Origin of the sequence: Poseidonibacter parvus (assembly GCF_001956695.1) — a bacterium.
Classification (GTDB): domain Bacteria; phylum Campylobacterota; class Campylobacteria; order Campylobacterales; family Arcobacteraceae; genus Poseidonibacter; species Poseidonibacter parvus.
Genome location: NZ_CP019070.1, coordinates 2,708,082 through 2,724,247 on the forward strand (window position 1 = coordinate 2,708,082; position 16,166 = coordinate 2,724,247).

At 27.7% G+C, this 16,166-nt stretch carries 14 protein-coding genes; 2 read left to right on the plus strand and 12 right to left on the minus strand.

The features are described from left to right. Positions 1–9 precede the first annotated feature (9 nt). The 5 genes from mltA to LPB137_RS13205 all read right to left on the minus strand — a co-directional run bounded on the left by mltA (position 10) and on the right by LPB137_RS13205 (position 4,799). Positions 10–1,122, minus strand: a complete 1,113-nt coding sequence (gene mltA / locus LPB137_RS13185) for a murein transglycosylase A (RefSeq protein ID WP_076088833.1) — start codon at positions 1,120–1,122, stop codon at positions 10–12. 35 nt (positions 1,123–1,157) lie between these two features. Then, entirely contained in the window at positions 1,158–1,436 is a 279-nt protein-coding gene (locus LPB137_RS13190) for a hypothetical protein (protein ID WP_076088835.1), read from the minus strand. A gap of 11 nt (positions 1,437–1,447) precedes the next feature. After that, positions 1,448–3,343, minus strand: coding sequence for a molecular chaperone DnaK (gene dnaK, locus LPB137_RS13195; protein ID WP_076088837.1), 1,896 nt, complete (start codon positions 3,341–3,343; stop codon positions 1,448–1,450). Between the two features lie 88 nt (positions 3,344–3,431). Continuing rightward, positions 3,432–3,998 carry a nucleotide exchange factor GrpE gene (gene grpE / locus LPB137_RS13200; protein ID WP_076088839.1) on the minus strand — a complete coding sequence of 189 codons (567 nt, stop codon included), beginning with the start codon at positions 3,996–3,998 and terminating at the stop codon, positions 3,432–3,434. Positions 3,999–4,007: 9 nt separating this feature from the next. Beyond that, a complete protein-coding gene (locus LPB137_RS13205; RefSeq protein WP_076088841.1) occupies positions 4,008–4,799 on the minus strand; it encodes a heat-shock protein in 792 nt (263 codons plus the stop codon). 342 nt (positions 4,800–5,141) lie between these two features. Here LPB137_RS13205 and LPB137_RS13210 point away from each other — a divergent pair, with 342 nt between their 5' ends. Together LPB137_RS13210 and LPB137_RS13215 are read left to right on the plus strand one after the other, a co-directional pair. Further along, positions 5,142–6,086, plus strand: coding sequence for a TAXI family TRAP transporter solute-binding subunit (locus LPB137_RS13210; protein ID WP_076088843.1), 945 nt, complete (start codon positions 5,142–5,144; stop codon positions 6,084–6,086). Between the two features lie 111 nt (positions 6,087–6,197). Next, the gene (locus tag LPB137_RS13215; protein ID WP_076088845.1) at positions 6,198–8,321 is read left to right on the plus strand and encodes a TRAP transporter permease; all 2,124 of its coding nucleotides are present in this window, start codon (positions 6,198–6,200) and stop codon (positions 8,319–8,321) included. 62 nt (positions 8,322–8,383) lie between these two features. On the opposite strand, the gene LPB137_RS13220 is transcribed toward LPB137_RS13215, so the two are convergent. Genes LPB137_RS13220 through coaBC form a run of 7 tightly spaced genes read right to left on the minus strand, consistent with a single transcriptional unit; the run spans position 8,384 to position 16,143 of the window. Further along, a complete protein-coding gene (locus tag LPB137_RS13220; protein WP_076088847.1) occupies positions 8,384–9,103 on the minus strand; it encodes a response regulator transcription factor in 720 nt (239 codons plus the stop codon). Positions 9,104–9,151: 48 nt separating this feature from the next. Beyond that, entirely contained in the window at positions 9,152–11,689 is a 2,538-nt protein-coding gene (locus LPB137_RS13225; RefSeq protein ID WP_076088849.1) for a PAS domain-containing protein, read from the minus strand. Position 11,690: 1 nt separating this feature from the next. Next, the gene (gene truA, locus LPB137_RS13230) at positions 11,691–12,413 is read right to left on the minus strand and encodes a tRNA pseudouridine(38-40) synthase TruA (RefSeq protein ID WP_076088851.1); all 723 of its coding nucleotides are present in this window, start codon (positions 12,411–12,413) and stop codon (positions 11,691–11,693) included. Between the two features lie 9 nt (positions 12,414–12,422). Beyond that, complete coding sequence (locus LPB137_RS13235) at positions 12,423–13,439, minus strand: LptF/LptG family permease (RefSeq protein ID WP_076088853.1); 1,017 nt, start codon at positions 13,437–13,439, stop codon at positions 12,423–12,425. Then, positions 13,436–14,233: a prepilin peptidase gene (locus LPB137_RS13240; protein ID WP_228144674.1), complete on the minus strand. Its 798-nt coding sequence runs from the start codon at positions 14,231–14,233 to the stop codon at positions 13,436–13,438. Before LPB137_RS13240 ends, LPB137_RS13235 begins: the two co-directional genes overlap by 4 nt. Next, a complete protein-coding gene (locus LPB137_RS13245; RefSeq protein WP_172802487.1) occupies positions 14,193–14,879 on the minus strand; it encodes a di-trans,poly-cis-decaprenylcistransferase in 687 nt (228 codons plus the stop codon). The genes LPB137_RS13240 and LPB137_RS13245 overlap by 41 nt, the downstream gene beginning before the upstream one ends. Next, a complete protein-coding gene (coaBC, locus tag LPB137_RS13250) occupies positions 14,872–16,143 on the minus strand; it encodes a bifunctional phosphopantothenoylcysteine decarboxylase/phosphopantothenate--cysteine ligase CoaBC (protein WP_076088859.1) in 1,272 nt (423 codons plus the stop codon). The genes LPB137_RS13245 and coaBC overlap by 8 nt, the downstream gene beginning before the upstream one ends. Between the last annotated feature and the right edge of the window lie 23 nt (positions 16,144–16,166).

Consider the following 16,166-nt stretch of genomic DNA (forward strand, 5'->3'; position numbering starts at 1 on the left):
AGTTTTCTTTTAATCAACTACAACATTAGGAATTAGCATAAAAAGTCTTCCTTCTTCTTTCATAAGACCTGCTAATTCCATCGCTTCATCTCCATATCCTAAAAAATAATCTGCTCTTATTTCACCTTTAATTGCACCACCTGTATCTGCTGCAATTACAAGTTTATTAATAGCTTTTTTTGTTTTTGGATTTGATGTTTCTAAGAATACTGGCATGCCTAAAGGGATATATCTTCTATCAACTGCAATATTTCTTTTTGCTACTAAAGGTACATTCAAACTTCCTGTTGCTGTTTGTTTTTTTTCAGTAAAGAAAACATAACTAGGATTATAGTTTAATATTTCATCAACTTTTAGTGGATTTTGTAATAAAAAAGCTTTTATAGTTTGTAAACTCACTTCTTCTTTTTCTAAGTAACCATCTTCTATTAATTTTTTACCAATTGATCTATATTTTCTTCCATTTTGATTTGCATAGCCAACATTAATTAACTCTCCATTATCTAATAAAACTCGTCCAGAGCCTTGAACTTGTAAAAAAAACAAATCAATTTTATCTTCAACATAACAAAGAACTTCTAAATCATCTCTTTTTTCAATTTGCTCTCTTGTATCATAAGGATAATATCTTCCTTTTTTTAGTTTTGCTTTATATCTTAAATGCTTAAAATTTGAATGTCTTTTTTTATTTTTAATTGTTACTAAATCTTTTGGAGTTTTATATATTGGATATGGATATAAATCAGACTTTGTTCTACTTCCATAAAGTAAAGGTTCGTAATAGCCTGTGATTAAACCAGTATCACCTGTACTTGAAACTAAAACTTTTGGTGTAAAGTTTTTTGTAAAAAACTCTTTTCCATTAGTAAAATCTAGCGAGTTTTCACATACATCTTTAAATTGTTCTTTTCTTTTTGATTTTGTACAAGCTTTTTTAAATACATCAAGCGCTAAGTCTAAGTCATCATCATAAAAGCCATCTAAATAGTCAAAGGGAGTTTTTTTTATTTTTGTAAGTTGTTTCGTTTTTTCAGTAGGTTTTACTTCTGGTAATACTCCATTTTTTGTAGTACAACCAATAAATAAAAAGAGTAAAAATGTAATAAATAAATAATGTTTCAAAGTACTAATCCCAAGTTTTTTGGAATTATATCCACTTAAGAGTTATAAACTTCCTTAAGTCCACACGATTTGCATCTATATTCAATATCTGGAACACCAGAGCATCCACCACCTTTTAATATTTTAGCACTTATAACTTCTTGTGTAAAAGTTGTTTTTGTATTATCATCAAAAAAAGTTTTTGTTTTTTCTTTACAATCTGGGCATTCGCCTGATTTTAATTTATCTAATCTTGAGTTTTTGCTTTTGAAGTATTGTAATACAGAGAATATTACAATTAAAAAAGTAAGTAGTAGAAATATTATTGTTTGCATGAAGCAGAGATTTACTCTACTTCAGCATCGATAACATCGTCATCGTCTTTTTTAGCTTTTTTGTTTGGTTGTTCACCAGCAGCACCTGCTTGATCTCCATCTTCTTTTTTATACATAGCTTCTGCTAATTTATGAGATTTTTCAGTTAAAGCTTTCACTTTTTCTTCAATTTGCTCTTTAGTAGCATTTTCATCTTTTAATAATTCTTCAAGTTCAGCTGCTGAATCAACGATTGCTTTACTTTCTTCTTCAGAAACTGCATCAGGGTTTTCTTCTAATGTTTTCTTAGTTGAATGTAATAAAGCATCAGCTTGGTTTCTTACTTCAATTACTTCTTTTTTCTTAGCATCTGCATCTTTGTTTGCTTCAGCTTCATTTACCATTTTTTCGATTTCTTCATCGCTAAGTCCAGATGAACCAGAAATAGTAATTTTATTTTCTTTACCAGTTCCTTTATCTTTAGCAGATACATTTAAAACACCATTTGCATCAATATCAAATGTTACTTCAATTTGAGGAACACCTCTTGGAGCAGCAGGGATATCAGATAATTCAAACATACCTAAAGATTTATTATCTTTAGCAAATTCTCTTTCACCTTGTCCTACGTGAATAGATACTGCTGGTTGGTTATCTTCAGCTGTTGAGAATACTTGAGATTTTTTAACAGGAATTGTAGTTCCCTTTTCAATTAATTTAGTTAAAACACCACCTAAAGTTTCAATTCCTAGTGATAATGGAGTAACGTCAAGTAATAATACATCTTTAACATCACCTTTTAATACACCAGCTTGAACAGCAGCACCTGCAGCTACAACTTCATCAGGGTTAACACCTTTATTTAAATCTTTTCCAAAGAATTCTCTTACAACTTCATTTGCTTTTGGTAATCTAGTAGATCCACCAACCATAATGATTTCTTCAATTTCATCTTTATCTAAACCAGCATCTTTTAAAGCAACTTTGATGTGCTCTAAAGTTTCAGTAATTAAATCTTCAGTCATTGATTCAAACTTAGCTCTTGTTAATGATTTAACTAAGTGAACAGGACCAGCTGAACCCATAGAGATAAATGGTAAGTTAATTTCTGTTGATTCAGCTGAAGATAATTCTTTCTTAGCATTTTCAGCAGCATCTTTTAATCTTTGTAATGCCATTTTGTCATTTTTAACATCGAAACCATTTTCAGATTCAAATTCTTTTGCTAACCAATCAATAATTGCATTATCAAAATCATCTCCACCTAAGAATGCATTACCATCTGTTGATAAAACTTCAAAAGTACCATCACCAATTTCAAGCGCAGTAACATCAAAAGTACCACCACCTAAATCATATACTAATACTTTTTCTTCACCTTTTTTGTCTAAACCATAAGCTAATGATGCAGCTGTTGGCTCATTAATAATTCTTAATACATTAAGTCCAGCAATTGTTCCAGCTTCTTGAGTTGCTTTTCTTTGTGCATCATTAAAATAAGCTGGTACTGTAATAACAGCATCAGTTACAGGAGCACCAAGATATTCTTCTGCATCTGTTTTTAATTTTCCTAAAATTTTTGCAGAAATTTCTTGAGGAGTATATACTTTATCTCCAATTTCAACTGCTGCTGCACCGTTTCTATCAACGATTTTATATCCAACTTTAGATTGTGCTTCTTTAGCATTTTCTTCGTCCATCATTAAACCCATAATTCTTTTTACAGAATAAATAGTTTTTTCAGGATTTGTAATAGCTTGTCTTTTTGCAGGATCACCTACTAAAACTTCACCTTTATCTGTGAATGCTACGATTGAAGGAGTTGTATTTTTCCCTTCTTTATTAGGTATAACTTTCGCTTCACCACCTTCATAAACTGCCATACAAGAGTTTGTAGTTCCTAAGTCAATTCCAATTACTTTACTCATTTTTCTTCCTTATCAAGTTTTATTTTTTAATTTAATTTTTGTCTAATTCATTCTAGTTTTTTGACATTACGGTCAACGCTTATTAAATCTATTTCTTACAAATAGAAACCATTGCTGGTCTCAATAATCTTTCTTTTAATTTATAACCTTTTTGAAGTCTTTGAACAATTTGTCCATCTTCATGATCTGGGCTATCAATTTGCATTACAGCATCGTGGAAGTTTGGATCAAAATCTCCATCTGTTTCTACTGTTGAAATATCATGTTTTTCAAAAGCTGTATAGAAGTTTTTAATTGTTAACTCAACACCTTCTTTTAATTTTGCTAATAATTCATCAGCTGGCATATCTTTTGCTGCTTCTTCTGCTGCTAGTGCCATTTCCAAAGAATCAATTGGTGCTAATAAATCTTTTGCAAATTTTTCACTTGCATAATCAATTGCATTATATTTTTCTTTTTCTAATCTTTTTTTAATATTTTCAAAATCAGCATGTACTCTTAAATACTTATCTTCTGCCTCTTTTAATTTTTCTTCTAATTCAGCTTTAACGCTTTCAACTGTTTCTTCTTTTGCTGGTACTTCATCTGTTATAACTTCCGTTTCAGTCTCTTGTACTTCTTCTGTTTGTAATTCTTCTTTTTTTTCTTCGCTCAAGTTTTTCTCCTAAAAAGTTGTAATTTTTTTATAAAAATATTCATAATTTTTTGGAAGTTGCCCAATTACTAGCATCTTCACATCTTCGTTATTAATTTTGCAATAATGACAAATACCTATATATCCAATAGGTAAGAAACCTTCAAAATATAAACCTTCATCCAATTCATCTAAAATTTGACCTTTTAAAAACTTATTTATAGTCAATTCATCAAAATCATATGTTAAGGCAAGATTTAAAAACTCTTTATAATTAAAGATTTCAAAATCTGAATTTTGTAAAGTTTGGTTAATAGCTTCACAAATGTCATAAGCTCCAACATCTTTAGATATTTTTAAAATATCTTTTAACGTAAGACCTCTCATATCTTGTAAAAATCTATATAATGCATCTGAAAACTTAACAGATATGGCAAATGAAGAAAATTCTAATATCATATATTTATCTTCTACATTTAAAACATCTTTTAAAATATCAGACTTTTCTTTTTTAATAAATACTGATACTTCTACTTCAGAAGCATAATATTGTAATGCTTTTAAATTTATATCTGTAACATCAAAATTAAGTTTTGTTTTCCAATACTCTTTTAAAGCTTCAGTTGTTGGAGTTCTTCCACTACTTATATGCTCTTGAGCTAGATAACCTTCATCACCTAATTTTTTAAAATAACCTCTAATTGTTGCAGGAGAATAAGTGATATCATACATAGATTTTAACTGCGTAGAACCAATTGGTTCTAAGTGTTCTATATATGCTTTAATAATAGACTGTAATAAAAACTCTTTTTTATCAATCATTTTACAACCATTTTAATTTATTAGCACTCATTGTCTTAAACTGCTAAAGAATTATAACCTATTGAGTGTATATTTGTCAAGTAGTTTTATAAATAAATTCATAATTACTAAAAAAATCCCTTATTTAGGCATTTTAAAAAGGTTTTATTTTTGAGATTTATAATATTTACTTCAAAAATAGGAAATCTTTATTTGTATGTTTTAAGCTTATATAAATTATAGATTCGCTAAATTTGTAACTTAATTGTAATTAATGTATTATTTATATGATACTAATAATTAAATTGCATGATATATAGTACTAAGATGCTATAATACATAAATAAATTAAAAGGAAGAAAAATGAAAAAAATCGCAACAATGACTTTATTAGGTGCTTTAACAATTCCAGCATTCGCAGCTGAGTTTGTTACTATAGGAACTGGTGGTGTTACTGGTACTTATTATCCAACAGGTGGTGCTATTTGTAGACTTGTAAACAAGTACAAGAAGGAAACAAAAATCAGATGTTCAGTTGAATCAACTGGTGGTTCTGTTTACAATATTAATACTATTAAAAATGGTGAATTAGATTTTGGTATTGCACAATCTGATGTTGTATATCAAGCTTCTAATGGAACTGGTAAATTTGATGGTAAACAAGTTAAAAAATTAAAATCTGTTATGGCTATCTACCCTGAATTATTAACATTAGTTACAAGAAAAGATGCAAATATTAATGGTATTGCAGATGTTAAAGGTAAAAGAATTAACTTAGGAAACCCAGGTTCAGGTAATGAAGCTACAGCTTTAACTTTATTTGATGCAAGTGGAATTAAAAAAGATGATTTATCATTTGCTGGTGCTTTAAAAGCTTCTGAAATGCCTGATGCATTAAGAGATAATAAAATTGATGGTTACTTCTACATGGTAGGACATCCAACTGCAAATATCAAAGATGCTTCTAATTCTGTTGATGTAAAAATCACTCCTTTAGAAGGTTCAAATATTGACTCATTAATCAAAAAATATCCATATTTTGCAAAAGCTGATGTTCCAGCTGGAATGTACAAAGGTAACCCTGATGCAACTCCTACATTTGGTGTTAAAGCGGTATTAGTTACAAGTGATGATGTAAGTGAAAAAGCTGTTTATACAGTAATCAAAGCTATTTTAGAAAACTTTGATGATTTCAAAAAACTTCACCCAGCATACAGCAACATTACTAAAAAATCTTTATTAGATGGTTTATCTGCTCCATTACATGAAGGTGCTAAAAAATACTTCAAAGAAGCAGGATTATTATAATCCTTACTATTTTCAAGAGCTTCGGCTCTTGAAACAATTTTTATACTTCATTTAAATTTCTTTAAATGAAGTATGACAAATATCAAATTATAAATACTGAAAGGATTTACTATGGCTCTTTATGAAGAGAAAGCTCACAAGCTTAGTGAATTAGAAGAAGAACAAGCCCGAGAAAGTGAAGCTGTTGTAAATGAACTTGAAGGACAAAGAGTCTTTGGAGCACAGCACTATGAATTCTGGTTAATATCAGGAATTTCACTTTTATGGTCATTATTTCAACTATATATAGTTGTAGAACCAATTAACTCTACAATTACAAGATCAATACACTTATCATTTGGTATTTTATTAGCATTCTTAATTTACCCAATGTTTAAAAAAACATATTTTTTACAAAAGATTAGATGGTTTGGATTTACGCTCGCTGCTATTGGAGTAGGAACTGCATCATATATTGCAGTATTTTATGAAGAAATATCACAAAGACCTGGAGATTATATAGCCTTAGATATTATTGTAGCTCTTGTTGGTATTGTTATCTTACTTGAAGCAGGAAGAAGAGTATTAGGTTTTGCACTTAGTATTATTGCTATAGTATTCTTATCTTACGATGTACTTGGACCTTATATGCCTGAACTTATTATTCATAAGGGTGCAAGTTTAAATAAACTTGCAGGTCATATGTTCTTAACAACTGAAGGTATCTTTGGTGTTCCATTAGGTGTATCTGCTGGTTTTGTATTCCTATTTGTTTTATTTGGTTCATTACTTGATAAAGCAGGAGCTGGTGAGTACTTTATCAATCTAGCATTTGCAATGCTTGGTAAATATAGAGGTGGTCCTGCAAAAGCATCTGTTGTTGCATCTGGATTTACTGGAATTATTTCAGGTTCATCAATTGCAAATACAGTAACAACAGGAACTTTTACAATTCCACTTATGAAAAAAGCAGGATTCAGGCCAGAACAAGCAGGTGCAGTTGAAGTTGCATCTTCAACAAATGGACAACTTATGCCTCCTGTTATGGGTGCTGCTGCTTTTATTATTGCAGAGTTTTTAGGAATGGCTTATACAGATGTTATTGTTGCAGCATTTATTCCTGCTTTTGTTTCTTATTTTGCACTGTTTTATATTGTTCATTTAGAAGCACTTAAACTTGGTCTTAAAGGAATGAATGATGAAGATATTCCACCAAAATGGAAGACATTTATTACAGGTATTCACTATTTAATTCCTATATTCTTCTTAATGTATACACTAATGGTATTAAGAGAAAGTGCGGCAAGTGCAGCATTTAATGCAATTATGTTACTTATGCTTTTAATGGTAGTACAACATCCATTTAGAGCCTTCCTTGCAAAAGAGAAAATTACAAGAGATGTAATGCTTAGTGGTTTTGTTGATATTTTAGCAGGAATGATAAGTGGTGCTAAAAATATGGTTCCTATTGCAATTGCAACTGCCTTAGCAGGTATTGTAGTTGGATCTATTACATTAACTGGATTAGGTCAAGTATTACTTGAAGTAATTGAAGAGTTATCTGGTGGAAATATCTTTATTATATTATTCCTTGCAGCATTTGTATCTTTAATTCTAGGAATGGGATTACCAACAACTGCAAACTATATTGTAATGGCTTCATTAACAGCACCTGTAATTTTAATTCTTGCAGCTGATAATGGATACTTTATTCCAGCAATTGCAGCGCATTTATTTGTATTTTACTTTGGTATTTTAGCCGATGATACCCCACCTGTTGGACTTGCAGCTTACGCTGCTGCTGGTATTGCAAAAGCTGATCCTATTAAAACAGGTATTCAAGGATTTAAATACGATATTAGAACAGCGATTTTACCATTTATGTTCTTCTTTAATCCAGAGTTATTACTGATTTCTGGAGTTGATGAGCTAAATCCTGCAAATCCACAAGGATGGATTTGGATTACAAATCCTGTTGAAATATTAGTTATATTTACAACTGCGTTTATAGGAATGGTAGCCTTTTCTTGTTTTACTCAAGGATATTTTGTTGTAAAAACAAATATATTTGAAAGATTTATATTCTTAGCTGTAGTTCCATTTATGTTCTTACCAAAGATTATGGAATCTTACTTTAGCTTACCAAGTCATTACTTATCGTACGCGATAGGTTTAGCTATATTTGGATTAATTTACATTTTCCAAAAAGCAAAACAGAAAGCTGAAAGTACATCACCTTCTGAAGTAACATTATAAAGAAAATAAAAAAAGGGGAAAGAGTTTAACTCTTTCCCCTTTTTACTTCTTATTAATAATTTCTATTTTACAAAAAGTTTTTCGATTATATATCCATAACCTTTATGAGATACAATAAAATCATCATCAATAATTTTATCTTTTAATCTTTTCATTACAGTTCTAAAAGCAGAGTCATTCGTATCTATATCATTCCAAACAGCTTCTTTAAACTTCTCAACAGATATAACCTCTCCAAGTGATTTTATAAGTACTTGTAAGATATCTGATTCCTTTTTTGAAAGTTTTACAATCGTCTCATGATTATAAAGCTTATCACTTGATAAATCATAAGTATAAGTTTTATTTAGTGTTACAAAATTTTCATTTGTAAGAGTTTCTTTTTTATCTTCTAATACTTCTTCTTTTGCTTTTTGTAGCATTTCCATCATATTATCAATATTTAGAGGTTTTAAGAAATATCCTAAAACTCTTAGGTTAATTAATTTTAATAAATCTTCTTCATTTTTATGGGCACTTACAATTATAAATCTTTGATTTGGAATAAGCTCTCTAATTAAATCAATCATTCCCATACCATCAACATTTGGCATATTTAAGTCTGTTAAAACTAAATCAAAAGTTTTATTATTTTCAACATTATCTTTTAAAATTGAAAAACCTTCTTGTCCATCACAAGCTAATACTACTTCATCAAAAATTGTATTTAAATAAAAAGCAAGGGTTTTTCTTGCAACATCTTCATCTTCAACTAAAAGTACTCTTGTTGTCAAATTACTCATTTTCTTCTTCCATTATTATAAATTACTAAGATTATAGCTAAAGTTAAATTAACACTTTAATTTGATTATAAACTCTACCCCATCATCTTTATTAATTGCATCAATTGTTCCATTCATGTTTTTTTCTATAATTGTTTTTGTCATATAAAGTCCAATTCCAGTACCTTGGTTTTCAAACTTTGTAGTAAAATAAGGTTCAAACATTTTATCAAGAATTGTATCATCAACATTACCACAATTATTAAAAATTGAAATTGTTATGTCTTCATCATCTTTACTAATATTGATTAATACCTTTGCATCAAATTTTATTGTTTTTGCTTTTATTAGCTTTGCATCACTTGCATTATTTAAAATATTTACTATTACTTGTTCAAACTCATTTTCATAAGAATTAATCTTTACATCACTTCCAATAATTTCTAAATTTATATTATTTCTTTCAAATAAAGCTTGTATAATTTTTGAGCTTTTCTTGATTGAATCTTTTATATCAAAATATTTTTTATCTTTTGTTGGCTGATAAAAATTTCTGAAATCATCAATTGTTTGTGACATATAATCTATTTGTACTTTTGCACTTTTTATAGAATCATGCATTTCTTCTTTTGAAAACTTATCAAAATTATCTCTAATAAAATATAGTAGTAAATTAATATTATTAAGAGGTTGTCTCCATTGATGTGAAATATTCCCAAGCATTTCACCCATTGATGCTAACTTATTTTGTTGTACAAGTAATCTATCTTTTTTAATATTCTTTTCTACTTCTAGTTCAACTTTTTGTTTTAATTCTTCTTCATTTAATTTCATTTCATTAATATCATTTAAATAGCCATATAAACCAATTACATTGCCATGGTCATCTTTTACTAAGATACTTCTATTGTATACCCATTTAATATTTCCTGAATTCTCAACAACTCTATGAATGTTTGTAAAAGAACTTGCATCATTTTCAATTGCAGTTTTTATAACTTTCTTTAAATTATCAATATCATCTTTATAAACTAACTCAAAATACTTAACATCATTACTTAAAAAATCTGTTGTTTTATATCCGTATGTTTCAATACTTTTTGAAACAAATTTAACTGTTAAATCTTCATCATTAAGCCACCTGAAAATTACAATTCTTCCAAACTCTGTAAGAAGTTCAACATTACGCAACTCTTTTGTAAGCTTCATTCTATTATCAATATCCATTGACATCATTAGCATTCTATTAGACTTGCCTTTTTTAAAAGCTTTTCCTCTAACTAACATCCATTTGTATTGATTTGATTTTGATTTTAATCTATATTCACAAGAAAAATGTTCACTTTTAGATTCTAAATGAGCTTTGTATCTTTTTAATACTTTTTCTTTATCATCTTTATGAATTAAGTTTAACCACTGCTCGAAGTTATTTATATCATCTCTTTTATAGCCAAACATATCAAGCCATTTATTGGAGAAAAATATTTCATTTGTTTCAAGGTTTATATCCCATAAACCATCATTTGAAGCAATAATTGCTAACTCATATCTCTCTTTCCATTTTTTATATAAAGCATTCTTTGTCTCTATTCTTTTGTTGTATCTATTAAAAATAGTATTAATAAATCTACCAAAAATATTTGAAGTTGTAATTAAAAGAAGTGCAACAAAAATAATAGTTAGAAAACTCATAATTATTTTGTATTCGTAGTCACCTTTTATTCTTCTAACCTCATCTTCTAAAAATGTCTCTTTTATAAATATTTCATATTGATATTTAGAAAAGCTATGAGACAAGCTTTTATTTTTTATCTTACTAAAGTCTTTAATTTCACTAGTATTTATTTCTTGAGATTTTCCATAATAGTTGAAAACTGTAGCTTTATTTTTATCATAAAAACAAAAATATGCATTGTTTATATTTTTACTTTTTGCAGCAATTGTTTCTAATATTACTTTTCTAGTTAAAAGATTCATATCATCAACTTTTGAAAAAGCTCCTAAGAAAAGCTCTTTCCCTTTTACATATTTAAAGTAACTTAGTTGAATATTTTCTTTTGTATTATCTATCCAATACATTAGATTATTATCACCCATGTATTTGATATTTTCAAGCATGTGTTTTATGAACTTATCTGTTTTAATTTTAGAGTTTGTAAGTTTCGCTAAGTTCTCAATTAATAGATCACCATGTAAAATATTATAATTATTTGTATCAAATAGTAAAAACTTTATATCACGATTATTTTCAAGTTCATCTATATATCTCTCAAATTTTACTAAATCTAAGTTTTTGTTATCAAATAATGAGGACTTGATATATCCATTTAACTCATAAACACTATTACTTAATTCTATTTCTAAATCATCAAAATTTGCACTTGTATTGTATTTTATATTACTAATATAATTTTTAAGCTCATCTGTCTTATAAAAGTTATCACTTTGAATAAGAAGTTTAACTTTATTGTTTTCTTGGTATGTCAGGAAAAAATATAAGACTATAGAAGAAACAACAGCTAATAAAATTACAAAAATCAAAGGAGTATATACAATTTGTTTTCGTATATCTAATAATGTATAAAATTTCTTTTTTTTAAAAAACATATTAGTAAATCACTTTCGCCAAATATAAACCATTAGCAAGAGCAGGAAGCCTATGAATGTTTTTTTCTTTTGCTAATTGAGCTTTTAAATCTTTTATCTCAAGTTTTCCTTCTGATATTTTCAATAAAAAACCAACCATTAATCTAATTTGAGATCTTAAATAAGAATTTGCCGTAAATTTAAATACATAAATATCTTTGTACTTATAAAATCTTGTATCATATATTTCTCTTACTGTAATTTCTTTATCACTTCCTTGCTTATGAAAGTATTCAAAGTCATGAACACCAATAAACTCTTTTATAGCTTCTTTTATTTTTACTTCATCAATATTTTTTGCTTGTGTTATAAACTTATTATTAAAAGCTGTGATATCTTTTGTAGTTATAAAATATCTATACACTCTTTTTTTTGCATGAAATCTTGAATGAAAATCATCTTTTACTTTTTTAATATTATGTATTCTAATAGATAAGGGAAGTTGTTGATTTAAAGTATCTTTTAATTTTGAAAAATTTGTCCAAAAATCTGGGATTTGGCAGTTAAAAACTTGTCCACTTGCATGAACATCTTTATCTGTTCTTCCACTTAGAATTATTTTAGTTTCAATATTTATTCTTTTAAAACTTTGAAGAAGTTTGTCTTCTATTGTTTGTTTATTAGGTTGCTTTTGAGAGCCTTTATATAAAGACCCATCATAAGAAATAACAAATTTAACATTCATAAAAAATACTTAGTATTCTTTTTTAACAGTTTTTGTATAAAGAAGATAAGTTGCTACTAACCATATTGCAGGAATCAAATATAAGGCATGTAAAAGTAATGAATCCCCAATAGCTTTGATTAGTACATAATATAAAACTATAGAAATTAAAGAGTAAGTAACTGCACGATTTTTTTCATATCTTGGATTAAAATATCCAAAAGTTATAACAAGAAAAAGTGATAAAACAGGAAATAGCGAAGTTAAAACGAAAAAACTTAAATCATCAATATCTTTTCCTTTGGCTATATTACTCTTCCAATATTCATAAGTTGTAGTAAAAATACCTAATTTACTTCCAGTAATTGAATCATTTATATGCATAGATTTAAAATCTATTTGATTAACTTCTGAACCATCTACAAAAAAAGCTTTACCATCATTTAGCCTAAAGCTTAGATTTCCTTTATCATTGTCTAAAATTGCTGTTTTACTTAGAATAAATTGTTCTTTTCCATTTTCAGTTTTAAAGAGTTTTATCTCGTTGTATACTTTATCTTCTTTATTTTTGATATAAATTAACCAATCACCAAATTTCTGCCCAAACTCAGATGCTTTTATATTAAAATTTGCTTCCTTTGTTTTTGCATCTATAAATTGCTTTGTTAAAAACTTTGTTTTAGGAATTAAACCAACTGAAATAACTAAAAGTGCAGTAGATAAAACAAGAGTTAAAGGTAAAAATATCTTTAGTATTTTTACAGGATTTAAACCAAAAGACGTAATAACTGTAAGTTCATATTCACTTGCAAGTTTTGAAAGTGTTATTACAAGGGAAATAAAAAAAGAAATAGGCATTGTATAAAATATAATTTGAGGAATCACATAAGCATATAGCGTGAATAATTCAAAAAAGTTAATTGTAATAATTGATGTTAAAGAAGCAATTTTTACAAGAAATACTATAGATGTAATAAAGTATAATCCTAAAAATATTGGGAAAAATGTAATTGCTAATTGTGAATATAAATATTGTTTTAATTTCAAAAAAGTACCTTTAAAATATTTTCTAAATCAAAGAAATATACACTTAACATTCCTAAAATTAAATAAGGAATAAAAGGAGTTTGAATATCTTTTTTTACGATGTTAGAATAAATTGATGGTATTATAGCAAAAATTGCTGCTAAAAATACAGCTATCATTGCAGCTTTTATTCCTAAAATAACTGCAATTGCTGCAATAATTGGAATATCGCCCTCACCTAATGCTTCAGCAGTTTTTAAATTCTCATCTTTTAAAATTCTTGCTTTTATATTTTGTATATAAAAAGTGATTATAAAATTCAATAAAACAAAAGCTCCAGAAAATAAAAAAGCATTTTTAAATGCTTCAAAAAGAGGAGTTGAAGTAGCAAGAAAAGAAAGAATAAATACTATTAAAAGTAAATAATCTGGAACTGCTTTATATTTAAAATCTATAAAAGACAAAGTAATACAAACGTAAACCAGTAAACTCATATACAAAAACTGCATTGAAAGACCAAGTTTTAAAAATAAAGCTAATGTAAGTATTCCAGAAAGTAATTCAACAATAAAATATTGCCATGAGATTTTTTCTTTACAATATGCACATTTTGCTTTTAGATAAAGAAAAGAAAAAATAGGAATATTATAATACCAAGAAATTGTATGATTACAGCTAGGACAAGAACTTCTAGGAGTTACAACAGATTTATTTAAAGGAAGTCTTAATATAAGAACATTTAAAAAAGATCCTATAACAAGCCCAAATATAAAACTAAACAGCTCCAAATCGTCTATCTCTACTATTAAAATCACTTATTATATCATCAAGCTCATTTTCATTAAAATCAGGCCAATAAGTTGGAGTAAAAAACATTTCAGCGTAAGCATTTTGCCATAGAAGATAATTTGAAAGCCTTACTTCTCCACTTGTTCGAATCATAATATCAACATCAGGCATACCTGCTGTATCAAGATTGGCTTCTATATTTTTTTCATTTACTTCTAGATTTTTTTCATTTATTTTTTTTACTGCTCGAACTATTTCATCTTTTGAACCATAATTTAAAGCTAGTACTTGTGTTAATTTTTTTCCATTTGCAGTTTTTTCTTCTGTTTCTTTTATAGTTTTTTGTAAGGACTTAGAAAACTTAGAAATATCTCCAATAGTTTTTAATTTAATATCATTTTCAAGATATATACTTAATTCTTGTTTTAGATATTTTTCAAGAAGCTTCATTAAAAATTCTACTTCTAATTTTGGTCTTTGCCAATTCTCAGTTGAAAATGCATATAAAGTTAAATACTTTACACCTATCTTTCCACAATGTTCAGTTATTTTTCGTACTACTTCTGCTCCAGCACTATGACCTGCTGTTCGTTTTAAATTTCTCTCTTTTGCCCATCTACCATTTCCATCCATAATCATGGCTATATGTGATGGAACATTATTACTAGGCATATTTTTCAAACTCATTTTCTAATGTAGTCAAAATATCTAAAGAAATATCTAATTTACTACCTTTAAATTCATGTGATTTTTCTTCTAATATTAATTCTATTTCATTATCATTAGAACCAAAACTTTGGGAATCATTTAAAATATTTAAGCAAACTGCATCAAGATTCTTTTTTTCTAACATCGAAAAAGCTGCTTGTTTTGCACTTTTTTTATCCATCTCCGCTTTAAAACCAATAGTAATTAAATCATTTTTATTTAAAGAACTTAGAATATCCATATTCTGTTTTAATTCTAAATTCCATGTTTCACCTATTGTGTCTTTTTTTAACTTTCCATTTTGAGGAAATGATGGAATATAATCACTAACAGCTGCAATCATAAATAAAAATGCTCGCTTTTGAATTAACTCAGGTCTTGAATCATCCATTAAAGTAGCTTTACTTAGAGTTCCTTTTTTTGCAACTCTTATTGCATCAACTAAATATTTACTCATTTCTTCTGAACTTTGAACAGGAATTAAATGAACACCTTTTGGAATATCCTCATATCCTCTAGTACTTACTAAACAAACATCAGCACCTTTAAAATATAAAGCTTTAGCCATCGAAGCTGCCATTTTACCTGATGAAAAGTTTGAAATATATCTAACTTCATCAATTTTTTCTACAGTTCCACCACCACTTAATACTACTTTTCTATTTACCCAATATTCCTCTTTTAAAAGTTCTCTTGCAGTTGCATTAAAAATATCAAGAGGTTCTGCCATTGCACCATCGCCTACATCTTTACAGACAAGCTCTTTCGTTTGCGAAGAAATGATTTCAAAATTACAAAGTTTTAGCATTTTTAAACTAGCTTGAGTAATTGGATTTCTTAGCATCATAGTATTTGCAGCAGGTGCTAGAAGTTTAACTCTAGGATAAGCAAGTGCAGTTTGAAGTAATAAATTATCAGCTAAACCATTTGATAATTTATTGATTGTATTAGCAGAACTTGGTGCGATTACAAAAATATCTGACCATTTACCTATATCAATATGATTATAGTCTTGGTTTTTATCCCAGTTTTCACTTGTTTCATCTAATACTTTACTTTGTGATATTGCTTCAAAAGTTAAAGGACTAATAAATTTCTTAGCACCTTCTGTCATAATAACTCGTACTTTTGCACCTGCTTTTATATATAATCGTATAAGATCTAAACTCTTATATATTGCAATTGAGCCTGTAACACCAACAAGTATTTTTTTATCTTTTAATAGCATATCAAATCTTTAGTTTTAAAATT